This window comes from Shewanella sp. (assembly GCF_041630135.1).
In the GTDB taxonomy this organism is placed as follows: Bacteria; Pseudomonadota; Gammaproteobacteria; order Enterobacterales; family Shewanellaceae; genus Shewanella.
In genome coordinates, this window is record NZ_JBFKLW010000025.1 from 15,626 (window position 1) to 40,745 (window position 25,120).

Annotated in this window: 17 protein-coding genes and 2 pseudogenes; 5 read left to right on the forward strand and 14 right to left on the reverse strand. The window is 51.3% G+C overall.

The window, feature by feature from the left end:
- Positions 1–118 precede the first annotated feature (118 nt).
- The 3 genes and pseudogenes from ABYK60_RS08870 to ABYK60_RS08880 form a co-directional block, all read left to right on the forward strand.
- On the forward strand, positions 119–874 hold the full coding sequence (locus ABYK60_RS08870) for a serine/threonine protein phosphatase (RefSeq protein ID WP_372871635.1): 756 nt from the start codon (positions 119–121) through the stop codon (positions 872–874).
- 434 nt (positions 875–1,308) lie between these two features.
- Positions 1,309–6,345, forward strand: coding sequence for a S8 family serine peptidase (locus ABYK60_RS08875; protein WP_372871663.1), 5,037 nt, complete (start codon positions 1,309–1,311; stop codon positions 6,343–6,345).
- Between the two features lie 113 nt (positions 6,346–6,458).
- Positions 6,459–6,832, forward strand: a pseudogene (locus ABYK60_RS08880) (transposase); the annotation flags it as partial.
- Positions 6,833–6,899: 67 nt separating this feature from the next.
- Here the strand turns inward: ABYK60_RS08880 and ABYK60_RS08885 are convergent.
- From ABYK60_RS08885 to ABYK60_RS08910, 6 genes are all read right to left on the reverse strand, one after another.
- Positions 6,900–7,559, reverse strand: a complete 660-nt coding sequence (locus ABYK60_RS08885; protein ID WP_372871636.1) for a hypothetical protein — start codon at positions 7,557–7,559, stop codon at positions 6,900–6,902.
- 1,193 nt (positions 7,560–8,752) lie between these two features.
- Positions 8,753–9,067, reverse strand: a complete 315-nt coding sequence (locus tag ABYK60_RS08890; protein ID WP_372871637.1) for a hypothetical protein — start codon at positions 9,065–9,067, stop codon at positions 8,753–8,755.
- 109 nt (positions 9,068–9,176) lie between these two features.
- On the reverse strand, positions 9,177–9,611 hold the full coding sequence (locus ABYK60_RS08895) for an energy transducer TonB (RefSeq protein ID WP_372871638.1): 435 nt from the start codon (positions 9,609–9,611) through the stop codon (positions 9,177–9,179).
- A 134-nt stretch (positions 9,612–9,745) separates the two neighbouring features.
- A complete protein-coding gene (gene sseB / locus ABYK60_RS08900; protein WP_224159496.1) occupies positions 9,746–10,543 on the reverse strand; it encodes an enhanced serine sensitivity protein SseB in 798 nt (265 codons plus the stop codon).
- A gap of 65 nt (positions 10,544–10,608) precedes the next feature.
- Positions 10,609–11,256 carry a hypothetical protein gene (locus ABYK60_RS08905; protein ID WP_372871639.1) on the reverse strand — a complete coding sequence of 216 codons (648 nt, stop codon included), beginning with the start codon at positions 11,254–11,256 and terminating at the stop codon, positions 10,609–10,611.
- A 203-nt stretch (positions 11,257–11,459) separates the two neighbouring features.
- Positions 11,460–12,302, reverse strand: coding sequence for a hypothetical protein (locus ABYK60_RS08910; RefSeq protein WP_372871640.1), 843 nt, complete (start codon positions 12,300–12,302; stop codon positions 11,460–11,462).
- 344 nt (positions 12,303–12,646) lie between these two features.
- On the opposite strand from ABYK60_RS08910, the pseudogene ABYK60_RS08915 reads away from it, so the two are divergent.
- Positions 12,647–13,676: pseudogene (locus tag ABYK60_RS08915) on the forward strand (integron integrase).
- A 505-nt stretch (positions 13,677–14,181) separates the two neighbouring features.
- On the opposite strand, the gene ABYK60_RS08920 reads toward ABYK60_RS08915, so the two are convergent.
- The 8 genes from ABYK60_RS08920 to ABYK60_RS08955 form a co-directional block, all read right to left on the reverse strand.
- Positions 14,182–14,838, reverse strand: coding sequence for a CoA transferase subunit B (locus ABYK60_RS08920; protein WP_372871641.1), 657 nt, complete (start codon positions 14,836–14,838; stop codon positions 14,182–14,184).
- Between the two features lie 10 nt (positions 14,839–14,848).
- Positions 14,849–15,550, reverse strand: a complete 702-nt coding sequence (locus ABYK60_RS08925; RefSeq protein WP_011759472.1) for a CoA transferase subunit A — start codon at positions 15,548–15,550, stop codon at positions 14,849–14,851.
- Between the two features lie 106 nt (positions 15,551–15,656).
- A complete protein-coding gene (locus ABYK60_RS08930) occupies positions 15,657–16,547 on the reverse strand; it encodes a hydroxymethylglutaryl-CoA lyase (RefSeq protein ID WP_372871642.1) in 891 nt (296 codons plus the stop codon).
- Position 16,548: 1 nt separating this feature from the next.
- Positions 16,549–18,570 (reverse strand): acetyl-CoA carboxylase biotin carboxylase subunit, encoded by a 2,022-nt coding sequence (locus tag ABYK60_RS08935; protein ID WP_372871643.1) that lies wholly within the window; start codon positions 18,568–18,570, stop codon positions 16,549–16,551.
- A 10-nt stretch (positions 18,571–18,580) separates the two neighbouring features.
- Positions 18,581–19,411 carry an enoyl-CoA hydratase-related protein gene (locus ABYK60_RS08940; RefSeq protein WP_372871644.1) on the reverse strand — a complete coding sequence of 277 codons (831 nt, stop codon included), beginning with the start codon at positions 19,409–19,411 and terminating at the stop codon, positions 18,581–18,583.
- A 10-nt stretch (positions 19,412–19,421) separates the two neighbouring features.
- Positions 19,422–21,029, reverse strand: a complete 1,608-nt coding sequence (locus tag ABYK60_RS08945) for a carboxyl transferase domain-containing protein (RefSeq protein ID WP_372871645.1) — start codon at positions 21,027–21,029, stop codon at positions 19,422–19,424.
- Between the two features lie 117 nt (positions 21,030–21,146).
- On the reverse strand, positions 21,147–22,316 hold the full coding sequence (locus ABYK60_RS08950; RefSeq protein ID WP_372871647.1) for an isovaleryl-CoA dehydrogenase: 1,170 nt from the start codon (positions 22,314–22,316) through the stop codon (positions 21,147–21,149).
- An 89-nt stretch (positions 22,317–22,405) separates the two neighbouring features.
- Positions 22,406–22,807 carry a MerR family DNA-binding transcriptional regulator gene (locus ABYK60_RS08955; protein ID WP_372871648.1) on the reverse strand — a complete coding sequence of 134 codons (402 nt, stop codon included), beginning with the start codon at positions 22,805–22,807 and terminating at the stop codon, positions 22,406–22,408.
- 248 nt (positions 22,808–23,055) lie between these two features.
- Between ABYK60_RS08955 and ABYK60_RS08960 the strand changes: the two genes are divergently transcribed.
- Positions 23,056–24,990 carry a propionyl-CoA synthetase gene (locus ABYK60_RS08960; protein ID WP_372871649.1) on the forward strand — a complete coding sequence of 645 codons (1,935 nt, stop codon included), beginning with the start codon at positions 23,056–23,058 and terminating at the stop codon, positions 24,988–24,990.
- The last annotated feature ends 130 nt before the right edge of the window (positions 24,991–25,120 follow it).

Sequence of the window (25,120 nt, forward strand, 5' to 3'; positions counted from 1 at the left end):
TTAGTGCGTACCCTATCGTGCATCAGCGCAGTAAACAGCAGCCGTATCAGCGCCAACCTGCATTGAAATTGCCCCAGCCTGCGGGGATAATGCTGGCCCAAAGCCACAGGGAATGACGATGACACAGCACACAGCAGCAAGATCACAGCCGGATATGATTGAGTTTGAAGCCAGGGTTGCCACGTTGCGCCAGACTCATCCCGATAGCCGCATTCAGTCTTTTGAATTCGCCGGTCACAAATACTGGCTGAAACAGCCGGAACGGCTTGCAGGTGCGATGAAACTGTTAAAAGACGACCCCAGGCGGGCACTGCAGACGGAGATTCAAGTGCTGACTGGCCTGGCTGGCAAAGGTGCGCCTGTTCCCCGTGTGATGCTGAGCGGAGATGATTTCTTTGTGGTGGAAGATGCCGGCAAGACGGTCAGCAGCTGGTTACATGCGTCCAAATCCGATAGCTCAGTGCCTTTCATGGATGTCCTGAATGACAGCGCCAAAGCACTTGCTGATTTGCATGCACTCGGACTTTCCCATGGTCGCCCGGCGCTGCGGGATATTGGTTGGCAGCAAGGTAACGTCAAATTTATTGACTTTGAAGCGGCTCAGCAAAGCCGGCCCCTGCGTTATCAGCAGCAGCGCGATCTGCTGGTGTACCTGCACAGTCTTTACCGCTATATGGGTACTGAACATGCTCAAATAGACGCTGCCATTGCAAGTTATCGTCGTAGTGGTGGCGAGCAAAACTGGCTTGAGACTCAGCAGCGGATGCGTCGCTGGCAGTGGCTGCGGCCGTTACTGAAACCCTTGCGCAATATAGGCGGTAAAGACCTGAAGCCTGTCTATTGGGTTCTGTGGCACTTTCAGCGCCATCGTTAGCGGCTGTTGATCTTTGGAAGAGGGTGTTTGCAGCTTTTGTCGCTGTTTTACACCAGGCAGCGCAGTTATGGTGTTACTGCGCTGCGGCAACAAGCGCATTACTCCTTGTAGAACTGTATTTGCAGGTATTCCTTGAGTCGCGAATAGAGCTTGTCCGCAATGGGCAGACTTAGCAGCTTCGCTCAATAACTTGTATTCAATGGATTTTATGCTCTTACTCGTGTTGCGTATTTGTGACTTGTGTTAACAAAGTATACAAAATGCTACATCGAAGTACTGACACCAACAGCATCCATGGTGGTTAGATTGGTCTCGTCTCGCGCGCAAACATTGCGCGCAGCAGGTCAAGAAATCTAACTATAAGTGGAGAAAACCTCTTGAAACTTAACCTTATCACCAGTGCTGTGGTGGCTACCCTTTATGGGGCCGGCAGTATGTATGCTGCGGCTTCGATGCAACAGCAACACCAGCTCGAAGGGCTGAAACTCACCCCCGAACAAATCGCAAAATTGCAGGCACCTGCCCCGATCAATGACGACTCACTGGGGCAGGGTGAAGGTCTTAATGTTCAGATCTCGCCACAACATCGCAAGTTTGAGTTTGAAGAGGGTCTGACCGGTGAGCATGTTTATATCGTCAGTTTGGTAGACAAACCGCTGGCGCGTTCCAACGAAGCCAGACAGATTCGCACATCTTCGGGTTCTCAAGGCAAACTCTTTGTCGCCGGCAGGCCGGTAGCAAATGAAGTCAACGCCTATCAGGCACACCTGCTTGGCAAGCAACAGCAGGTACTTAATGAAGCCGCATTGGTCGTTGGCCAGCGTGAAGTACGCCATCAGTTTACCAATGCCGTCAACGGTTTCTCTATGAGTCTGACTCAGGATGAAGCAAAGCGTATGTCGGAAATTGCCGGTGTGGCTTCTGTAAGACGCGCAAAAACTTATGAGTTGCTGTCAGATGCCGGGCCACAATTGATACAGGCGGACAAGATCTGGCAGGGGACTGTCACTCAGTCAATACCCTATCAGGGGGAAGGTGTTATTGTCGGTATCGTTGACACTGGCGTAAACACTGACCATCCATCATTTGCTGATGTTGGCGGTGATGGTTATGACCATGTAAACCCCTGGGGAGCGGGCAGCTACGTAGGTGATTGCACCAAAGAGGGCTTTGAGAGCCTGTGTAACGACAAGCTTATCGGTGTGCGCTCTTATGATGTGATTACCGACAATTTTACCAGCGGTATTTTTGGTGATACCCGTCCCGCCATCGGTGAAGATTACCAGGGACACGGTTCACACGTAGCCTCCACCGCTGCGGGTAACGTGCTTGATGATGTCGCTTTTTCCAGTCCCGTCGCGGAAAAGGTGTCAGATGGTGCTTTGATAAAGGAAGCCCTGTTCCCACGTATCAGTGGTGTGGCTCCCCACGCCAACATTGTGTCCTATCAGGTTTGTCATCCAAGTAATGACGTGTTCGCCGGATGCCCGGGTGAAGCATTAATTGCCGGTATTGAAGATGCCATCAGCGATGGTGTGGACGTCATCAACTTCTCTATTGGTGGTCAGGATTCCCACCCCTGGTCCGACGATGTTGAAATGGCCTTTCTGGCAGCCCGTGAGGCAGGTATTTCTGTAGCAGCGGCCGCCGGTAATTCCGGTCAGGCCGGTGGCTATTCCGAATATATGGGCGCCATCGACCATGCCTCTCCCTGGCTTTTGAACGTGGCTGCCACTACCCATGGTCGTGATGTCGAGATTGAAACCAAGTTGATCGATCCCATGGGCGGCGCTGAAGCGCCCAGATGGATGGAAATCATCGGTGGTGCAGTAAATAAAGAATCTGTTACCGGTATGGTGGTTCAGGCCAAAAATTTTGGTGATGAGTACTGTGCCAGTCCGTTCCCGGTCGGGACGTTCGATTTGACCGACAGCGGCGGTAACCCTGTTGATGTTATCGTGGTGTGTCGGCGTAACAGTCTTACTGACCCCAATGCTGTTGCCCGCAGTGCCAAGGCCGATAACATCAAGGCCGGTGGCGCCGATGGTATGATTATGTACAACTATGGTAATGCCGATGCCATAGTGCCTACTGCGTCCTACTCCCTGCCGAGTATTCATATCACCAAACAGGAATGGGATGGCCGTTACGATAACGGCATGGCTGGATACGGATTAAGCGATTGGCTGGTGAAGGGAACAGGTCATATGCTCACCATCAGTGCCACCGCGATTGATCGGGTGATTGACCCGGCCAAGGCTGACTGGTTGGCGGCTTTTTCGTCCCGTGGCCCAAGCCCTTCCACACCTGAAGCGCTGATCCCGGCTGTAGCAGCACCCGGCGTTGACATTTATGCCGCCTTTGCTGATGAGCATCCCTTTACTTCAGCACCTGCTTCGGGCGATTACGCATTCTTAAGCGGTACGTCCATGGCTTCTCCTCATGCAGCAGGCTCCATGGCATTGCTTAAGCAGGCTCAGCCAGAGTGGACAGCGACCGAAATTCAATCAGCGCTGGCCATGACTGCTGATAATCAGGTGCAATACCGCCGACTGAACCAAGCAACGGGAAATATTGGCCTGGCGTCTACTTACCGCGCAGGCACCGGCCGTATAAACGTGGCCAATGCAGTGCAGGCGGGTCTCATCATGGATGAGACTGCCGATAATTTCCGTGCGGCCGACCCACTCAATGGTGGTATGGTGCACAAGCTGAACATTCCGCAACTGGTAAATTTCAGCTGTAAGCCCAAGTGTCAGTGGATCCGTACCGTCAAAGCCACCAAGGACGGCAGCTGGTCTGTCACCCATGATGATGTGCTTAACTGGCATCCCGATATGAATTCGCAGATGAAACAGAACGGGGTAAACATTACCGTCAGCCCCAGCGAATTTACTCTCGAAGCCGGTGAAACCCAGTCCATAGTGATTGAAGCGTCCATTATGGACACTCAGGAGTGGTTCTCCAATTCGGAAGTTGAACTTCACTCCAACCTGATTTTCACCGAGAGCAGCGGAAAATCACCAGAGGCACACTGGCCGGTCGTGTTTAAGTACGACAAAAATGGAATGCCTGGCCGTTTGGCTGCCACGGCTCACCGAAACAAAGGCAACGCGGTAATAAAAGGCATTAGTCTTCCTGAAGGGGATAGCATTCACGGCCGAATTTTTGCCCCCGTGAAAGCCGATGTACAATCTATCACCCTGCCAAAAGATGATGACCGGTATTTCCCTTGGGACTCTCAGGCTGATCAGACAATTCCGGTGGAAAGCCGGTTGGATGAAGCCACGGCAACCGTAATGATAAACGTTCCAGCAAATGCCAAGCGTTTGATTGTAGAGTCTTTTGGTACCACAGAATCGCCACTTGAAGGCTCGCTGGATAAGGGTAATCTGTTGGTTTATGTAGGTAAAGACTACAACGGCAACGGCCAGCCTGATCCGTTTGAGGAGTTGCTGTGCGTTTCCAATCATATTAATTACAACAACTTCTGCAATATCAACCAGCCAGATGAAGGAATGTACTGGGCGGTTTTCTATAACTCCCGTAAAGGTTCCGCGCAGAACAATTACTATGATTCACCGGAGGAAACCTTCGAGTATGCCGCAACCGTAGTGACTGACGAACTGGCAACTGATATGAGCGTTGATGTGCCTGCCAGCACAGGTAAGGAGCCTGTGGATCTTCAGGTGAACTGGAATATGACCGAAATGGCCGAAGGGGATGTGTATTACTCTCTCATCGACTTTGGTACTTCAGCTGTTAATGCCGGTAATATTGGTAAAACGGCGTTCAAACTGAGCCGTGGCAAAGACGATGTGAGCCTGGATGTGCCACAGACCTCTGCCCGTGAAGGTGATGAAATTCCGTTTACTTTCACTGTACTGCCTAACGATTCGGGTGCAGACCGTGCTTTCAGTATCTCGGCAGATGTGCCAGCGGACTTAAGTCTGTATGTGGAAGATGTATTGACCTCATCCAGTGCCATGGTGACCGACATTAAACTGGAAAACGGCAAGCTGACCATCAGCGGTGTCCAGCCGGATACCCGCGATATGGAACCTTCATACAAGGTTACAACCAACCTTGATGATGCCATGTGCCGAACTCCTGACTTTGGCAATAAAAACCCCGGTGGCTATGTAGACCTGGAAGAGTTCCGTATTTATCCGATGTTCGGTGGTTTTTCTCCGGTGGAATACGGTGCAAACGGCAGAGCCCTTTACGGTAAAGACAATATGATCCTTTACCGTAACGGTATTGTACTGCCCATTGATTTGATTTTCGGTGGTCGATACGACAGCTTCCACCTTTACAACAACGCCGATGATCTGAACGCCGGTAAGCAAAACGCCATCGACATTCACGCACACGGAGTTGTATCTCTTTGGGCCGGTCAGCCGTTTTTCTTCCCGTTCCACGATGTATTCCCTTACAACGGCTTCCCTTATGAAAGTTTGGGTATGCTGTGGCGTGGATACGGTTTGGGTGCCGGTGCTACCCAGGCAATTATGACGGCTCCGCTGATTAACACCTATTCAGAGCGTGCCGGTATCACTGTAGCCAGCACTCAAACCGGTTGGGCAATCGTTGAATTTGACAATGCCCGTTCATACAAATACGCAGGGATGGATGCCAGTCGTGTAAATCAATGGGAGGCGTTGAACGACAGATTCGACTTCGAACTGATTTTTAACGTTAATACACGTTTTGGTGATGGCGAATATGAAATGATGATGGCCTACGACAACATCGATTTTGCCGGTGAAGACGGCCGTGGTTCCATCGGTGTGCAGGGGTTCCGTGGTGGTATATATAGCTATGGTCCGCTGGAGAAATACCGTGGTGAGCGTGTAGCCTTCGATAACCTCGATGAGAAACTGTCCGATGGTCTGGTTATTTGTTATGACTATCAGGGCCCTGAGTCATCACAGTTTGAAGTGACTGCCTGGACCAGGGTGAAGCCATCTGCCGCCGGCAAGACTCTGGCAGTCAATGCAGTAAGCCAGGTTGAAGGTATGGCTGATATCGAAATTAACCACGAAATCACTGTGCCAGCCAACATCAAAATGGGCGCTATTGCCGACCAGAGTATGGATGAAAACACCACCCTGGAAGGCATTGAAGTGCTGTACGCAGATGAGCAAAACAGTGTTAACCAGATTACGGTGACCGGTGAACACATCACCGCCAACGTATCCGGTAGCAGCTCAGGCAGCACCTTCAGCATCACGCCGGAAAAAGATTTCCATGGTGAAGTGGAAGTGACAGTCACAGTAAGCGATGTGGAAAACCCAAGCGATGCCGCTTCCACAAGCTTTATGCTGACGATTGTCTCTGATGGCGTAGAGCCGGTTGCCACAACGCCGACGCCTGAACCGGAACCGCTCAAGAAGTCCAGCGGCGGTAGCACAGCACCTGTGTCGCTGCTGCTACTGGGGCTGATAGCGGCACTGCGTCGTCGTGCCTAATCAGTATCAGTAATAGCTAAAACGGGCTCAGTAATGAGCCGGTTTTTATTTGGTAATAATCGGCAATGTACTTCAAATATTATTATGGTAATGGCCTTGGTTTATGAAAGGGCTGTGTTCATAAGGCCACAACCCTCAATGCCACTGAGATGCGCTGGATCAGTTGGAAGCCAAATGGGGCGACAAATATCCTGTGGTCATCAAGTCCTGTTGCAACAAAAGGGCGCTGTTATCAACCTATTTAGAGTACCTTGAATATGTGCGTAAGCTAATCTACACCACGAACGCGGTTGAGGCATTGCATCGTCAGTTTCGTAAACTGAAGAAAACCAAGGAGGGCAACGAGAACAGCTTACTCAAACTGCGCTACGCAGGTATATTGAAGGCTCAGGAGTGCTGGTCACACCCGATTAAAAACTGGAAATTACCGCTATCTCAGTTGTCCTTCTATTTTGAAGGACGATTGGATGCTCATATCGTTCTGTGACTTTTAATATGACACCGAATGTTGAACACACTCGTGTTCGGAACTGCTGTTTAAAAAAATCTTACCATTAAGTATTGGGTTTACTCATTTTTGACAACCTGATGAATACAATGCCAAGCCATAAAAACCAAACTATTTGAGTAACACCGAATATTTCAGTCAGAGCTTCAGCAGGATATATCGTCGATATGCCAGCAACACCAACAAATATGCCAAGATAATTGAGATAACGCGACAACTTTTGGAGCTTCAAAGCAGCTAAACTGATTAGCAACACCCAAAGCCCACCAACTAATTCGTTGCCACCTCCTAAACTCTCTACGACAATACTTACAATATTCCATACATCAAGGGCTTTTTCGGGGCTTTCAGTTGATATGTTGAGCGCGGCATTCAAGCCGATATTTGAAATCATTCCACTGGCTATTACCAGTCCAACCCATACAGCGCCGAAGATAGACGCAACTTGTACGAGTGGAGAGCCAGTTTTACCCAGCTGATTATGGAGGCCAACAACCAACAGACCAAGTAAGCAGCCAAAAAGAATATACATGGCGAACGTTACAATTGTGAGGCTGAGTTGGTTCTCTGTAAGAAAATTAACGGCTTCTACGGCATCTGTCCCGTGTGGAAAGTTAAAGAACAGGCCAAAATAAATGAATGCGGACATATAAATAATGGCCTCACTTATTGAGGCGACACCAGCGAACATCTGTAATTTTTTCATATTATCTCACTTAACTTATTCCGAATACTACCTAGACCTTAGAAAATGCCCAGCGCAGTGGTGTTCATGGAGAAGCAGTCTTGATTTGTTATGAGTTGACTCGAGTTTCTTTAGCCTTTTTAGCTTAGTTTGATTACGGTAATTAAATATGCGATTACCAAAGAATATGCAAAAGAGAGTGCGCTTAAAAATTACGACCAATAATGTTGGTGTGAAATTGGTATTAGTGGTTTTTTGAATAAAACGCCATAAATAGTCCGTAAGAATAAAACGCGGGAGAGACTATTGCTTTAATTATAATACCGATAAAACCCCATAAAAACATATCTGGTTCATTTTGCAATTGCCAAGGTTCTTCGAAATTGATCGTAAATATGATGCTTAAAGTATTTATAATTATAGAAGCGAGTGCGACGTAAATTGCCTTCCGATAGTTTGCTTCAAATTGTATTTTTATGTTCCACAATTACTCCTGATTCTCTGTTAACGGAGGATGAAAAGTGTAGTTAAGTGATTCTGATCCGACAAGCTGACGCAGACGAGACGGTCGGAACGTCCCATGATAGCGGGCTATGAATCGGAATGACGCCGCTGTTCCTCGGCCTGAAACCGTGGCCACTTTTTTAGCAGATCATTCTCCGACTCCATTTCACCGATACACCGAGTTAATTTGCTGACGTCATCATGTTCGGCAATCGGCTTAGGCTACTTTTTTGTCTTGTTGCCCATGCCCCATTTACCATCTCGGTATTGTTTGCGCCAACGAGCCAACATAAACGGATGAATGTCCAGAGCGTGCGCGACGTCCACTCGACACTGTACTGCTGAGTACGTTTTCCTGTTTTATAAGTTGGCATATCGACACCTTCATCAAACGATTTAGATGTCCACTAAAACGGGTCAAGTTCAGTGCTATGCTGACTTACCTTGTTATGTGAGTTAAAACTGATCTTCATTAAAAACTATAACAATAGGGGAAATGCTTTTTAGTGACTTACTTTCAAAATGCTTATGCTCCCAATCCGCGTCATTGGTTTCAATTTCGTCAGCGCACTTATTTAAAAATAAAGATAACTCTCGAAGGGTTTTTGGTGAAGTTGATATAGTGACTTCACTAAGCTCAGATAGTATCTCTGAATTTTGCTTTGTATATCCGTATATTTTCATCTTTCAGAAATTCACATAACGCCGCGTTAAGTATTGGGCTGCACATATACTTCAATGCCTTTGCCAGAAATAACCCAGCCAGTTTTTTCGCCTTGACTTATTTTTACCGCCACAAAATCTTTACCGTAGCGAATACGTTCGACCTGAAGTGTTTGAACAGGAGCAACTTCAAACACATTGGTGCAACCCACTTGTGATTGATAACCGCATTCCCAGTCATTATATGCCGTGACTCTTTCGCTGATTTTAATTGCCTTACTGCGATCATTCGCAATATCCGCTTGCCAGATACCTACCGAAACTACTATTGCGACAATAAGTATACCAATGCTCAACTTCATAGTAACACTTAACTTCTGAATACGGGGCGAAGACACTTTTTTAATAATGGCGAAGCCGCGCACATGTTTGCGCCCCAACGAGTGCCATAATTTGTTTGTTATGTGTACGCTATTCGCACTCCGTAGCTGCCTGTTGTTTACACATTGAAATAGATTCTTCCTCTGTACTACCTCCCATACAGAAATCTAGCCTCAATAGCTTTTCTTCGCGGATTGGGGATTTGCCGTCAGCCAACATCCAATCCCAATCTTTAATAACTTTCGTTACTGGTTTAAAAATAACCTTTTCAGGAACTGAACTAATAAGATCGATGCTTTCGGTTGAACCCCTTTCGTCGACTATTACCTTAAATATTCCGCAGCCAGCGATTCCCTTCATTGCCAACTCAACGGGGTAGCGTGGCATAAATTGCTTCTCTCTAAGCCAAGTGCTTTCAGTTTTTGTTGGTTCCAAATGCGTTAATTCTACCGATGCGTAGTTACTTGCAGCAAGTGCTCCGGTGGACAAAAAACAGAGAGGTAAAAGTGCATTCTTGTAGTTCATAATACCTTCCTTAGTGAGTTCACATAACGCCTTGCTCACCGGCACATACTGCGGAGAGCGTTTTTGTGTAAAATGGAGCGCAGCGACACACACAAAAACGAGCGTAGCAGTATGTGTCCGAGTGCAGCAACTTGTTATGCCTTACCCACACCAAACCACGATTTGAGCTTTGTACCCCATTTTTTCTCGTAGAATGGCTTAGTTTGATTTATAAAGTACTGGCTCAAACCAAAATCATTTTCATTGACCACGTAGAGATCAACAGGCTCGCCTTTAGGCGCGGTATCACCAGCCACGTTGCCAGCCTCTCTCATTACCTTCTCAATATCACCATCTGCCTCTATGCCAACTATTAGATGTGGTTTCTCATCAACAGATGTGTCATGCATGAGTGCCAGATAAGCTTTTTTAACATTGCCATGCTTTGCCAATAGCTGTGTAAGTGAGTCAACCATTTGTGATGGGTAATTAGAAGGCTGCCCAAGAAGAACTTTGGTTTCTTTCTCTACCACTCTCTGAGATGGAGCCTGACTGATACCGATAGATAACAAGTGCGCAACTTCCTCAGGAACAAACTCTTTACCATAATCTGATTTGGGGTTAAGAAATAGCGTAGCTCCTTGTGTCATTTCAAACAAAGAACGTACTGGTAGGGCCAAATATGATTCTTCGTTATTGATTGATTTTTGCAACACTTCAAGCGACGAAAAGAAAGGAATTACAGGTGAGCCATCTGGCTTTTCCCAATGCTGGATTTGAATTTTACTACCAGCTTCGAGATTCACTTCTCCATCCGTGCCTGGTACTCCAGTTGTACCAAGCAAAAATACCTGAGAGCTTAGTAGGACCTCACAGAATTGTGGTCGATGGGCTGGTTCGTTAGCAGCCAACCTTAAAATTTCTTCTAGTTTATTTTCTTCGGATATTTCCACGATTCTTCCTTTAGGCATAACGCCTGCGTAAAGTGCGCCGCCAGGCGTCATCTTTGACGCACTTGTTAAGCCAACGACTCTGATAGTGGATAACCAATTTCGTTGGCAAATTCTATAGCTTGATTGATACTTATATCCTTATTGAGAGTTTCAATCATTACTGCTGATAAAGGCTCTAGATCATAAATCTTTTTTATGGTTTCAATTGGAATTTCGAGCTCATAATACCATCCAACAAACTCATGATATGCCGTTTCATTATCGATCAGTATGTTTAGTAGATCTGAAGATCCGTCATTATCATCTTCGTATTTCGAGGCGGTATTTTCAACCTTTTGCCACTCAGACGTTTCCGGTTCTAACCAATAACAAAAACTAACCCAGTCCCAAGAGAAAGACGGCTCTTTGTAGAAAGAGGAGAAGCTGGCTGGTAGCTGCCCCGCTATCTCCTCTCTAAACTCATCATCCGCTGCAATCTCAGTTTCGTGATCCAGACCTTTTATGCCTATCCCAAAAGAAGCGAACAAAATAAACCATTCATCTCCGCACCCGTTGCGCATGGAAGCCATTTGTTCATTCTCGTCCCATTTCTGATCGAAGCTATAGTATCGATCTTCCCATTCCGGACAGATAATTGCATCCAACATTGCCAGAGCTTTGGCGCGCTTTTTAAGTGATTCTTTATCTGGCAATCTGCTTGGTTTCAAATTCATGTTGATACTCTGAACTTTAGGGCTTAACGCCGTTATAACCGGCGAATTGTAGTTGCTTGGATTTTTGTGCTAATAAGCACAAAAACCAAGCGACGGAAATGGAGTCCGGTTGATAACCTTGTTATGTTGGTATTCTTTGGATGAGTTTTCTTAAGTTTTCATTCGTTTAAATTCATCATACTCGACAGCTTTCTCCATATATTTCAAGGCGTAGGAGCAGGACAAACACTGATGATTGTGTTTCTGATAGCAGTCAGGAAATTGTTTTCCATTCCGGACAAAATCGGTGGCCATTGCTCCTGTGTGCGGGGACCAAGATGATCGTATTCATCGACAATAGGGGCCTCGAACTGGGTCTTTGCGATGAGTCGACAGGCAAGAGCTTCTTCGCCACTCTCAGTAATGCTCGCGCCGACGCATTGCGAGTCAGCGAGACAGCTGGCCAGACAGTTTTCCCATCCGAATGAATCATCTGTTGGGTCATCCGGAGTATTGGCAGAATTAAAATCTTGTAATATTTGAACTGAATACTGGTAACCGCGACTGGCCTTTAGATAACGGCTCCCAGTCAAATCTTCCGGCCCGTCCGCCCAATACCAAAGTCCACAAGGGTCGGGAACCGGATCCGCGACGCAGAGCGGATCAATATTCAACAGACAGTTAGCTGAATTATCATACAGCGGCAATCGACGCGCAGGGTCTGCCCACGGCCCGTCAGGGTCTGCCTGTGTTGAAGCGAATAGAAGGGCCCCAGAGGCAACATACCAAGTTCTCTCCACGGTTTGCTGATGGACCACAGCCGGGCGGCAGTCAGCGACATTCACAATTCCGTCTTGGTTTACGTCCTCAGCAGAGTCTTTGATATTGTTTTCATTAAGATCCCAACAGCTGATGCCAGAAGGGCCAACCGAGCCGGCTGGACCAACAGGACCAGTAGCACCAACGGATCCTTTCTCACCTTTGTCACCATCTAAGGGACAGCCAGATAATAATATCGTCAATGCAAGAACCGCAAAGATTTTTGTATGTTGTATTCTGACTTTCATGCTCACTCCTCATTTGAATAATCTAAACAGTATAGACCTTGTAAACATAACATTTGTATAGTGCGCATGCGCATAATCTCCCCTCCGACCACTTGGCAAGAACTCACGCAACACGCTGTTTTTAAATTTGATTTTTTAATTAGCAAAAATCATCCTGGGTGGAAAGTGCGCATGCGCATGATTCGCGCTCGCTTTGTTTCGTGCACCATTTTTAAGCTTGTGAATTTGTTGAAATTATAAAAAGTGTTTCAGAAATAGTGCGCACATTTTTTACCATTTGGGGTGGCGAAATCGTCTGTTTTGAAATCATACTGTGTGTACATACAGTTTTGTGGTTTTTTGGCATGGCCACTCAAAGTCCGTTTCTGCAGGGCATTCGCGAAGAGATGCGGATGCGTGGTTACAGTATCCGTACAGAAAAAACCTATCTGTATTGGATAAAGACCTTTATCCGCTTTCACCACAAAAGGCACCCGGCAGAGATGGGACAAGCAGAGGTCGCACAGTTTTTGACCTTTATCGCCAATCAACGCAATGTGGCAATAAATACCCAAAAGACGGCGTTAAACGCCCTGGTCTACCTTTATCATAAGCACTTGCATCAGGAACTTGGCAGCCTTGGTTTTCATTACGCCAGCAAACAGCGATTCTTGCCTGTAGTACTGACTGTTGATGAAGTAAAGCGCATCCTCAATTGTCTGGAAGGGCGTAGCCGGCTGATTGTCGAAATGCTTTACGGTAGTGGCTTGCGGATCTCCGAATGCCTTAGACTCAGGATCCAGGACGTTGATCTTGAACATCTGTCTTTAACAGTGCGGGACGGTAAAGGCCGTAAAGATCGCAAAACACTGCTTAGCCAACATTGTGCGACGGCATTGCAATCTTACATAACCTGCGCCACAGCCCTTCAGCAGAAAGATAATCTACAAGGCCTTGGGCCATCACTGCCCTATGCACTTGGGCGCAAATATCCAAACGCGTTCAGAAAATCTATCTGGATGTTTGTCTTCCCATCACATGCAATCTGCCATCATCCCATTACCGGGGCGTTATGTCGGCATCATCTTCATCAGAGTGTTGTGCGTAAAGCGCTGGCGGTTGCTGTTGCTAAATCAGGGGTCAACAAGCGGGTGAGTTGCCACACTTTCCGTCACAGCTTTATAAAATACCTCCCTGTATTTTCCCCTTCGGGCCAGCGGAGCTGTTCAAATTCAGTCCGGCTGAATTTGTGCGACCCACTTACTTCAGGCCGGATACGATATCCGTACCGTGCAGGAATTGCTTGGCCACAATGATGTAAAAACGACGCAGATTTATACCCATGTGCTGGGACAACATTACGCCGGAACAGTCAGCCCCCTCGATCGGCTGTGACTATGCCATCCCGACCGACCACCCCCGATTCACCATTCCCGATTCACGACTCATCATTCCCGATTCACCATTCCCAATTCACCATTCACTATTCCCGACTCCCCATTGTGGCTGCCGGAAAACGCCATGGCTACCGCATGACGCCCTTCATTTGAAAGGGCATCTAATGATGATATCTGAGCGGTTTGAGTCAGAGCCGAAAGGCCAGGGCGGTAGTGGAGAGAATGGTGAGCTTATCCTTAGTCTCTACAGATTATGCGCTTCCCTGGCTGTTTTTCTTTGCTGAAGACTCAATACAAGTTGTTATCAGCTGACTATCAGTGTGACGCCTGTAATTATCATGACAAATTCGCACCTTATTGACGCTTAAGATACATAAATAACAACAGCTTAACAAGCGGAATGATGTCACAAGTTTGGATTGGCAAACAGCAGCAGGCTATACATATAAAAACACCCGCAGATGCGGGTGTTTTTGTGGACTGTTCTGAAAGCGCTGGGCCGTTTAGAACTGCATCTCAGGTACGTGCTCGGGCACGATAAGCTTACCTGCGGTCTTCCCGACGATTTCTTCCACGGTCACGCCTGGGGCGCGCTCCAGCAGGTGGAAGGCGCCGTCTTTGATTTCGATGAACGCCAGATCGGTAAGCACGCGTTTGATACAGCCAAAGCCGGTGAGCGGCAGCTCGCACTTGGGCAGCAGCTTGGAGTTACCGTATTTATCGGCGTGCATCATGGTAACGATAATATTGTCGGCACCGGCCACCAAATCCATGGCGCCGCCCATGCCTTTTACCAGCTTGCCGGGGATCATCCAGGAGGCGATAGAGCCTTCCACGTCCACCTCGAAGGCACCGAGCACGGTTAAGTCCACATGGCCGCCGCGGATCATGGCGAAGCTCTCGGCGCTGGAGAAGAAGGACGCGCCTTTTACCGCGGTAACGGTTTGCTTACCGGCGTTAATCAGGTCCGGGTCGATAGTCTCTTCGGTGGGGAATTCACCCATGCCCAGCAGGCCATTTTCCGATTGCAGCATCACCTGCATGCCGTCGGGGATATAGTTGGCCACAAGGGTAGGGATGCCGATGCCTAAGTTTACGTAGTAGCCGTCTTTCAGCTCTTTGGCGACGCGCTGGGCCAGTTGTTCTCTTGAAAGTGCCATGGCGGTCTCCTTATGCCTTTTTCACGGTGCGCTGTTCGATACGCTTCTCAAAGCTGCCTTTGATGATGCGATCCACATATATACCCGGGGTGTGGATATGGTCCGGGTCAAGTTCGCCCGGCTCAACGATTTCTTCCACTTCCACCACAGTGATTTTTCCGGCGGTGGCCATCATGGGGTTGAAGTTGGCGGCGGTTTTACGGAACACCAGGTTACCCATGGTATCGGCCTTCCAGGCGCGGATAAGGGCAAAATCGGCGGTCAGGGACTCTTCCAGCACATAGTGGCGACCCTTGATTTCGCGGGTTTCTTTACCCTCGGCAACCGGCGTGCCGTAGCCTGTGGCGGTAAAGAACGCAGGAATACCGGCGCCGCCGGCACGGATTTTTTCAGCAAGTGTGCCCTGTGGGGTGAGGATAACGTTCAGCTCGCCGCTCAGCATCTGGCGCTCGAAGGTGGCGTTTTCACCCACGTAGGAGGCTATCATGGTGCTGATTTGCTTGTTTTGCAGCAACAGCCCCAGACCAAAGTCATCAACGCCTGCGTTGTTGGAAATGGCTGTAAGCCCCTTGGTGCCAAGTTTTACCATTTGGTTAATCAGGCCTTCCGGGATGCCACACAGGCCAAATCCGCCCACCATAATGGTCATATTGTCAGTTAGGCCCGCCAGGGCCTGGTCGTAACTGTCGACGACCTTGTAGAGTCCAGCCATCTTGTCTTCCTTTTGTTCTTAACCTGCTGTGATGTCAGGTCGTGTGCTGTGCTTTGTTCACCTGCCCGCTGTGGGGCAGGAGATAGTTATTGTTATCTTGCAGTGGCTAGGTCAGAGCCCGAGCCACTTTGGCGCCGCTGTGCCGACCAAGGGCGGCACTGATGCGGTTTCCGGCCTCAATCAGTTTGCCAAGGTCTATGCCTGTGTCTATGCCCATACCGTGGAGCATATACACCAAATCTTCGCTGGCAAGGTTACCCGACGCACCCTTGGCGTAGGGGCAGCCGCCGAGGCCCGCCACCGAGGTATCCACGGTGCGGATGCCAGTTTCAATGCAGGCCAGAATATTGGCCAGCGCCTGGCCATAGGTGTCGTGAAAGTGCAGCGCAAGCTTGTCTGCCGGCACGTTGGCCGCCACGGCCTCGACCATTTTACGGGCCTTTAGCGGAGTGCCAACGCCTATGGTGTCACCCAACGAAATTTCATAGCAGCCGAGTTTGTACAGAATTTCAGACACCCGCGCCACTTCGCTTACAGCTATCTCGCCATCGTAGGGGCAACCGAGCACACAGGAAACATAACCCCGTACCGGCAGGTTATGCTCTTTTGCTTTTTCTATCAGTGGGATAAACCGCTCAATTGACTCTTCAACCGAGCAGTTGATGTTCTTCTGGCTAAAGCCCTCGCTGGCGGCAGCAAATACCGCCACCTCAGAGGCGTTGGCGTCAAGCGCCAGTTCCAGCCCCTTGAGATTGGGGGTGAGGGCGCTGTATCGCACCCCGGCCACGCGGGAAATACCTTTGAGTACTTCGCCGGAGTCGGCCATTTGCGGCACCCACTTTGGCGACACGAAACTGGCTGCTTCGATGCGCTTAACCCCTGCGGCGGCAAGGCTTTCGACCAGCAAAATTTTGTCGGCCGTGGTGACCTGCTTTTCGTTTTGCAGGCCGTCACGGGGGCCGACTTCAAACAGGCTGATGGAGCTTGGCAGTGCCATCTCAGGCCTCCGTTGCTTTACTGTCGGCTGCGGTGTCGGCCATTTCCAGCGCCAGCAGCAGGGTGCCGTCGGATACCAGCTCGCCCGGGGCGAAGAAGAACTCGCTCACCACCCCATCAAAGGGTGCTTCTATGGTGTATTCCATCTTCATGGCTTCCATGACCAGCAGGCCCTGACCGGCACTGACTTTATCGCCCACAGCCACCAGATGGGTCACCACGGTGCCGTTCATCGGTGCCTTGAGTTTATCTTCAGAGCTGGCCGTTTCTTCCAGCACCTGGCCGAGCACTTCACGGAAGTGGTAACTGCCGCTTGAGAGGAACACGGTGAGGCCGCCTTCTTCCAGCGATACCGTTACCTTCATCTTGTGGCCGTTGATTTCGCACTTAAGCTCGCTGTCTTCAATGCTGCCGCTTAGCTCAATCAGCTTGTCGTTGAGGCTTAGCTGATAGCGGCCGTTAGCCTCAGTCAGTTCGGCACTGCGGCTTTGGTGAGCGTCATCCAGCAGGGTTACGCTGTGGCGTCTTGGGCTGCTTAAGCGAAAGCCCTTAAGGCTCGACCAGGGGCTGAAGGGGTCGTGTCCAGCCACGTCCTGAGACACAGCCTCGCGTAAACGCAGCTGAGTGAGCACGGCCAGCACAAAGGCGGTGTCGGCTTCATCGCGGCTGTCGCCAATCAGCGCATCACCATAACGGCCAATAAAGTCGGTGGAAAAGTTCGCCTGTGCAAACGCCGGATGCTCGGCGATGTTGGCGAGAAACTCGATATTGTGCTTAAGGCCACCCACGCGGTAATCGCCAAGGGCACGGGTAAGGCGGGCCAACGCCCGGGGGCGTGACTCGTCCCACACAATCAGCTTGGCAATCATGGGGTCATAGTAGTTTGAAATTACATCGTTTTCGCGCACGCCTGAGTCGATGCGCACATGGCGGCTTGGCTCGGGTTCACGCAAAAAGGTGAGCTTGCCACTGGCAGGCAAAAACTCGTTATTGGGATCTTCGGCGTAAATCCGCACCTCAAAGGCGTGGCCATGAATTTGGATTTCCTGCTGCTCCAGTGGCAGCTCGGCGCCAGCGGCAACCAGCAGCTGCCATTTCACCAAATCCTGACCTGTGACCATTTCGGTTACCGGGTGCTCTACCTGCAGACGGGTGTTCATCTCCATAAAGAAGAAACTCATATCGACGTCAAGCAGGAACTCCACGGTACCGGCGCCACGATAATCGATGGCCTTGGCAGCGGCAACGGCGGCTTCACCCATTTGCTTGCGCAGGCTGTCCGGCAGGCCCGGGGCCGGAGCTTCTTCCACCACCTTTTGGTGGCGGCGCTGGATAGAGCAATCGCGGTCAGACAGATACACGCAGTTGCCCTGTGAGTCGGCAAACACCTGTACCTCAACGTGGCGCGGCTGACGCAGATAGCGCTCCATCAGGAGCTTATCGTTGCCAAAGCTTGAGGCGGCCTCGCGGCGGGCCGAGTCGATGGCCGCTTTAAGCTCGCTCTCACCCTCGACAATACGCATGCCCTTACCGCCGCCACCGTAGGCGGCCTTGATAAGCAGGGGATAGCCAATTTTTTTGGCTTCAGCAAGCAGGGTGGCATCACTCTGGTCGTCGCCGTGGTAACCGGGTACCAGTGGCACACCGGCCTTTTCCATAATCAGTTTGGCGGCGCTTTTACTGCCCATGGCGTCGATGGCGTCTGAGCCCGGACCCACAAAGGCAATGCCGCTTGCCTCGCAGGCGCGGGCAAACTCGGCGTTTTCCGACAAAAAGCCGTAACCGGGGTGAATGGCCTCGGCGCCGCATTTTTTGGCGATATCGATAATCAGCTCACCGCGCAGGTACGAGCTTGCCGGGGCACTTTCACCCAGATAAAAAGACTCATCCGCCAGCGCCACATGGCGGGCGTCGCGGTCGGCGTCGGAGTAGACGGCCACGGTTTTAATGCCCATGTCGCGGGCGGTGCGGATAACGCGGCAGGCGATTTCACCGCGATTGGCAATTAAGAGTTTGTTAAACATGAAAAATCCCTTAGTCCTTGCTGCCGGTATCATTAACCCACGCTGGGCTGCGCTTATCGAAAAAGGCGTTGAGGCCTTCCTGTCCTTCGGCTGACACCCGAATGCGGGCAATGCGCTCGCTGGTGTAGTCACGGGTGTGCTCATCAATCACGCCGCTTTGCAAACGGGCGATAAGCGACTTGCACCACCCCAGCGCCTGGGGGCTGCCACTGAGCAGATTTTGGATAATGGGCGCGGCTGCGGCGTCCAAATCGTCTGCGATTTCATGCACTACGCCCAAGGCAAGTGCCATGCTGGCATCGAAGCGCTCAGCCGTGAGCATATAGCGGCGGCTCTGGCGTGGCCCCATGGCACGTACCACATACGGGCTGATGACCGCCGGAATAAGGCCAAGTTTGACCTCAGAAAGGCAGAAACTGGCTTTGTGGCTGGAAATCGCAATATCGCAGCAGCAAACCAGTCCCAGCGCACCGCCGAAGGCCGCGCCGTTAACCAGGGCAATGGAGGGCTTGGGGAAGCGATCCAGGGTATCCATCAGGTTGGCAAGCTCGCGGGCATCTTTGAGATTGTCGTCAAAGTCCATGGCGGCTTGCTTGCGCATCCAGTTCAAATCGGCGCCGGCGCTGAAGTGCTTGCCGTCGCTTTTCATGACCATCACAGCGCAGTCGCTTTCATGGGCGAAGGCGTTGATGGCCTGGGTCATCTCGCTGATCATCACCTCATCGAAGGCGTTGTGTACCTCGGGGCGATTTAAGATGAGATAACCCACCCTGCCGTTAAGCTCCAGGCGGATGCGGCTGAAGGAGGCAGACAGCTCGGCAATGGAAGTCATGGTTGTCATAGCCTTCTCCTTACATGCGGAACACGCCGAAGCGGGTCTCTTCGATGGGAGCATTGAGGGCGGCGGAAATGGCCAGCCCCAGTACGTCACGGGTTTGCGCCGGGTCGATAATGCCGTCATCCCACAGGCGCGCGCTGGCATGGTATGGATGACCTTCTTTATCGTACTGGGCGATGATGGGTGCCTTGAATTTGGCTTCTTCTTCGGCGCTCATGGTTTCCCCTTTACGGGCCAGACCATCTTTACGCACAGTCGCCAGTACCCCAGCGGCCTGCTCGCCACCCATTACAGAGATGCGGGCATTGGGCCACATCCACATCAGGGTCGGCTCAAAGGCGCGGCCGCACATGCCGTAGTTACCGGCGCCGTAGCTGCCGCCAATCAGCACGGTGAACTTGGGCACAGTGGCGCAGGAGACCGCTGTCACCATCTTGGCGCCGTGCTTGGCAATGCCTTCGTGCTCGTATTTTTTACCCACCATAAAGCCGGTGATGTTTTGTAAAAATACCAGTGGGATTTTGCGCTGGCAGCACAGCTCGATAAAGTGGGCGCCTTTCTGGGCCGACTCAGAGAACAGAATGCCGTTGTTGGCGACAATACCCACCGGATAACCATGGATACGGGCAAATCCGCACACCAGGGTGGTGCCGTAGTTGGCCTTGAACTCGTCAAAGTCTGAGTCATCCACGATGCGGGCAATCACTTCCTTCACATCGAAGGGCTTTTTAAGGTCGGTACCGACTATGCCGTACAGTTCGTTGATGTCGTACTTGGGCGGTTTCACTTTCGAAAGTTGCAGTTCAACCTGCTTTTGGTGGTTGAGGCGCGATACTGCCTTGCGGGCCAGCTCCAGCGCGTGCTCGTCGTTTTGCGCCAGATGGTCGGCCACGCCACTGATTTTGGTGTGTACATCGCCGCCGCCAAGCTCCTCGGCGCTCACTTCTTCGCCGGTGGCGGCTTTTACCAGTGGCGGGCCTGCCAAAAAGATGGTGCCCTGTTCACGCACGATAATCGACTCGTCCGCCATGGCTGGCACATAGGCGCCGCCTGCGGTACACAAACCCATTACCACCGCGATTTGCGGAATGCCCTTGGCGGACATACGTGCCTGATTGAAGAAGATCCGGCCGAAGTGGTCGCGGTCGGGGAAGACTTCGTCCTGACGGGGCAGGTTGGCACCGCCCGAATCCACCAGATAGATGCAGGGCAGGTGGCAGCGCTCGGCAATGGCCTGGGCGCGCAGGTGCTTTTTCACCGTGATCGGGTAGTAGGTGCCGCCTTTTACGGTGGCATCGTTGGCGATAATCATGCACTCCACGCCGCTGACCCGGCCGATACCGGCAATGATGCCCGCAGCCGGTACGTCTTCATCGTAGACTTCGAAAGCGGCAAACTGGCTCAGCTCCAAAAAGGGCGAGCCGGGGTCTAAGAGTTTTTCAACCCGGGCGCGGGGCGCTAGCTTGCCACGGGATAAGTGGCGCTCCATGGCCACCGGGCCGCCGCCCTGTTCGATATGGCCGAGCTTGTCCCTGAGGTCAGCTACCAGAGCTGCCATGGCATCGTATTTTTGCTTAAATTCATCGCTGCGTGGATTCACGCGGGAGGCGAGTTGAGTCACGTCTTGTGTCCTCCATAGGGCAGGCTCTTTGCCTGCCGCTGTGTCCTTAATCCCCGGCGTTTTTCCGGGGAGTGGATGTGTGGTGTCGGGCTTATTGGCCAGGCTTATTGGCGTGAGTTATTTAGTCTCGTTAAACAGCTCGCGGCCAATCAGCATGCGGCGAATTTCCGAGGTGCCGGCACCGATTTCGTAAAGCTTGGCGTCACGCAGCAAACGGCCGGTGGCGTATTCATTCACATAACCGTTACCGCCCAGCAGCTGAATCGCATCCAGCGCCATCTTGGTGGCCAGCTCGGCGGCGTACAGGATGACACCGGCGGCGTCTTTACGGGTGGTCTCGCCTCTGTCACAGGCGCGGGCCACGTTGTACACGTAGGACTTGGCCGCGTTCATGCCGGTGTACATATCGGCCAGCTTGCCCTGTACCAGCTGGAACTCGCCGATAGACTTGCCAAACTGCACCCGCTCGTGCACATAAGGCACGACGATATCCATACAGGCGGTCATGATGCCCAGTGGGCCGCCGGAGAGCACCACGCGCTCGTAATCGAGACCGCTCATCAGCACTTTCACGCCGTTATTGAGGCCACCGAGGATGTTTTCTTCCGGTACTTCACAGTCTTCAAACACCAGTTCACAGGTGTTGGAGCCGCGCATGCCCAGCTTGTCGAGCTTCTGCGCCTGGGAGAAACCCTTGAAACCACGCTCAACGATGAAGGCGGTGATGCCGTGCGGGCCCTTATCAAGGTCAGTCTTGGCGTAAATCACATAGGTATGGGCGTCGGGGCCGTTGGTGATCCACATTTTGTTACCATTGAGGATATAGCGGTCGCCTTGCTTGCGGGCATTAAGCTTCATGGACACCACGTCGGAACCGGCATTGGGCTCACTCATGGCGAGCGCACCTATGTGCTCACCGCTGATGAGCTTTGGCAGGTACTTGGCACGCTGGGCATCGTTGCCATTACGGTAAATCTGATTCACGCACAGGTTGGAATGGGCGCCGTAAGACAGGCCAATGGAGGCCGAGGCGCGGCTGATTTCTTCCATGGCGACCACATGGGCGAGGTAGCCCATGTTGACGCCGCCGTATTCTTCGGCCACGGTAACGCCCAGCAGGCCCATATCACCGAATTTGGCCCACAGCTCATTGGGGAAGGCGTTGTCGCGATCAACTTTTTCAGCCAGCGGTGCAATTTCACCTTTGGCAAACTCGTATACCGCGTCACGCAGCATATCCACGTCTTCGCCAAGACCGAAGTTGAGTGTAGAGTACAGGTGGCTCATGTGCTTGTGTCCTTAAATCTGCTTGTTGTCTTGTTATCTTTGTTATTGTGTTGAATGAGTTCAGCTAACGCGCTGGCAACAGGCGACGGTTATGCCTTTTGCTGGCCATCCAGTGCAGTGCGGCACTGGGCCTCTGCACTGGTCAGTTCCATCAATACCACCTTGATGTCATCCATCTGCTGCTGCAAAGAGGCTTTTTTCTCTTCAATGAGTGCAAGCATGGTATTAAGCTGGGTCACACTGCTCTTGTCGGCATCGTACAGTTCAAACAAACGGCGGGTTTCGGCCAGTGAGAAGCCCAGACGCTTGCCGCGCAAGATAAGCTTCAGGCGTACCCTGTCTTTGAGACTGTAGATACGGGTTTGCCCCCGACGCTTTGGCTTGAGCAGTCCCTGATCCTCGTAGAAGCGGATAGAGCGGGTGGTGATGTCGAACTCTTTCGACAAGTCACTGATGGAATAGCTGGTTTGTGCGTTACTGTTTGCGCTCATTTCGACACCGGATAAATCTTATTTCAATTGCATGCAAGATATATGAAGTTTACGTAAAGGTAAAGCTGGCGGGTGCGCTGTCGGTGGCTTTTTGCGGGCAGAGTGTCAGGCATAGCTTACAAATGGTATTCCGTTTTCCGGCCTAGGCTTTTGTCTAATGGGTAAGCAGAGGGCTTGGAGCAATAATGGTCTTGATAAGGAAGGGACCTTACGGCGAAGCCCCGCCACTCCAATTCGGAGGAAAAACAATGACAACAACTATAAGCACAAGCACTCAGATACACGATCCGGCCGATACACTGCGCAGGGCGGCCAAAGAGGATCCGGTTGGTTACTGGAAAGAAGCTGCGGCTCTGGTGAACTGGCATAAGCATCCTGACATTATTCTTGATGATGCCAGCGCGCCCCTGTATCGCTGGTACACAGATGGTGAAATCAACACCTGCTATAACGCCCTCGACCGTCATGTTGCTGCCGGCCGTGGCAGTCAGGCCGCCTTTCACTACGTTAGCCCCGTGACCGATACCGAGTATTCAATCAGTTATGATGAATGCCTGGCACAGGTAAAGCGGCTGGCGGGTCTGTTATCCGACCAAGGGGTGAAGGCCGGTGACAGGGTCGTTATTTACATGCCTATGGTGCCTGAAACTGCTTATGCCATGCTGGCCTGTGCCCGCATTGGCGCCATTCATTCGGTGGTATTCGGTGGTTTTGCGGCCAATGAGCTGGCCAGCCGCATCAACGATGCCAAGCCTGTGATGGTGCTGTCGGCCTCATGCGGTATTGAACCCTCAGGTGTGGTTGCCTATAAGCCGTTGCTGGATGCTGCATTGGAGCAGGCCAGCCACAAAGTGGATAAATGTCTGATCCTGCAACGTCCACAGTACGAAGCGGCCATGCAGAATGGGCGTGATCTCGACTGGCAGCAGTCGGTGGCCAGTGCGCCACATGCCGATTGGGTGCCGGTTAAAGCGACCGACCCACTTTATGTGCTCTATACCTCGGGAACCACCGGCCAGCCCAAAGGGGTGGTGCGTGATAATGGTGGCCACGCAGTCGCGTTGGCCTGGTCGATGCGCAATATCTATGACATCGAACCCGGTGATACTTTTTGGGCAGCATCGGATGTCGGCTGGGTGGTGGGACACTCTTACATTGTCTATGGTCCTCTGCTCGCCGGGGCGACCTCGATTCTTTACGAAGGAAAACCCGTGGGGACACCGGATGCAGCTGCGTTCTGGAAAGTCATCAATAAATATCGCGTGAAAAGTTTTTTCACTGCCCCAACCGCAATTCGTGCCATCAAACGGGAGGACCCGCAAGGGCTGCTTTGCCGCTCTGTCGATTTGGGGTGTCTTAAGCAGATGTTCCTCGCCGGAGAGCGTTGTGATCCCGATACCTTGCTGTGGGCGCAGGAAATCTTGGGTAAACCTGTGATTGACCATTGGTGGCAAACCGAAACCGGCTGGCCGGTGGCTGCCAACCTGATGGGGATCGCACAAACGCCTATTAAGCCAGGGTCGCCTGCGCGGCCTGTGCCCGGCTATCTGGTGGATGTGGTGGATGAAGCTGGTAACAGTGTTGGCGCCGGAGAGTACGGTAATGTGGTTATTCGTCTGCCATTGCCGCCCGGTACATTGCCGACCCTGTGGCAAAATGACCAGCGCTATATCGACAGCTACCTTTCCATGTATCCCGGATGCTATCTCACCGGTGATGCGGGCTATATGGATGAAGATGGCTATCTGTATATTATGAGCCGCATCGACGATGTGATTAACGTTGCCGGTCACCGTTTGTCTACCGGACGATTTGAAGAGGTGCTGTGCCAGCATCCGGCTGTTGCCGAAGCGGCAGTCATTGGCGTGGAAGACAAACTTAAAGGGCAGGTGCCGCTGGGTTTGGTGGTGCTTAAAAACGGTGTGGATATTACTGAAGATCAGCTCAACAAGGAATTGGTTGCGCTGGTGCGCAGTGAAATCGGCCCGGTGGCCGCCTTTAAACTGGTGAGTGCTATTCCCAAACTGCCCAAAACCCGCTCAGGCAAAATCTTGCGCGCCACCATGCGCAAGATTGCCGACAATCAGGAGTACGCTGTGCCGGCAACCATTGAAGATCCGGCGACACTGGAGCTGGTGCGTAATACCCTGACCCGTATGGGCTATGGTGACGCCAGAGTCTGACCTTTCATTTATCGGAAAAGCCCCGGACATCTTCTGGGGCTTTTTTCTGGGTTAACTTCGTCATTTTGCAACGGATTCTGGCTGCAATCCTATGCATTGTTGCCAGTAGCTGTAATTCAGTTACCAAAGT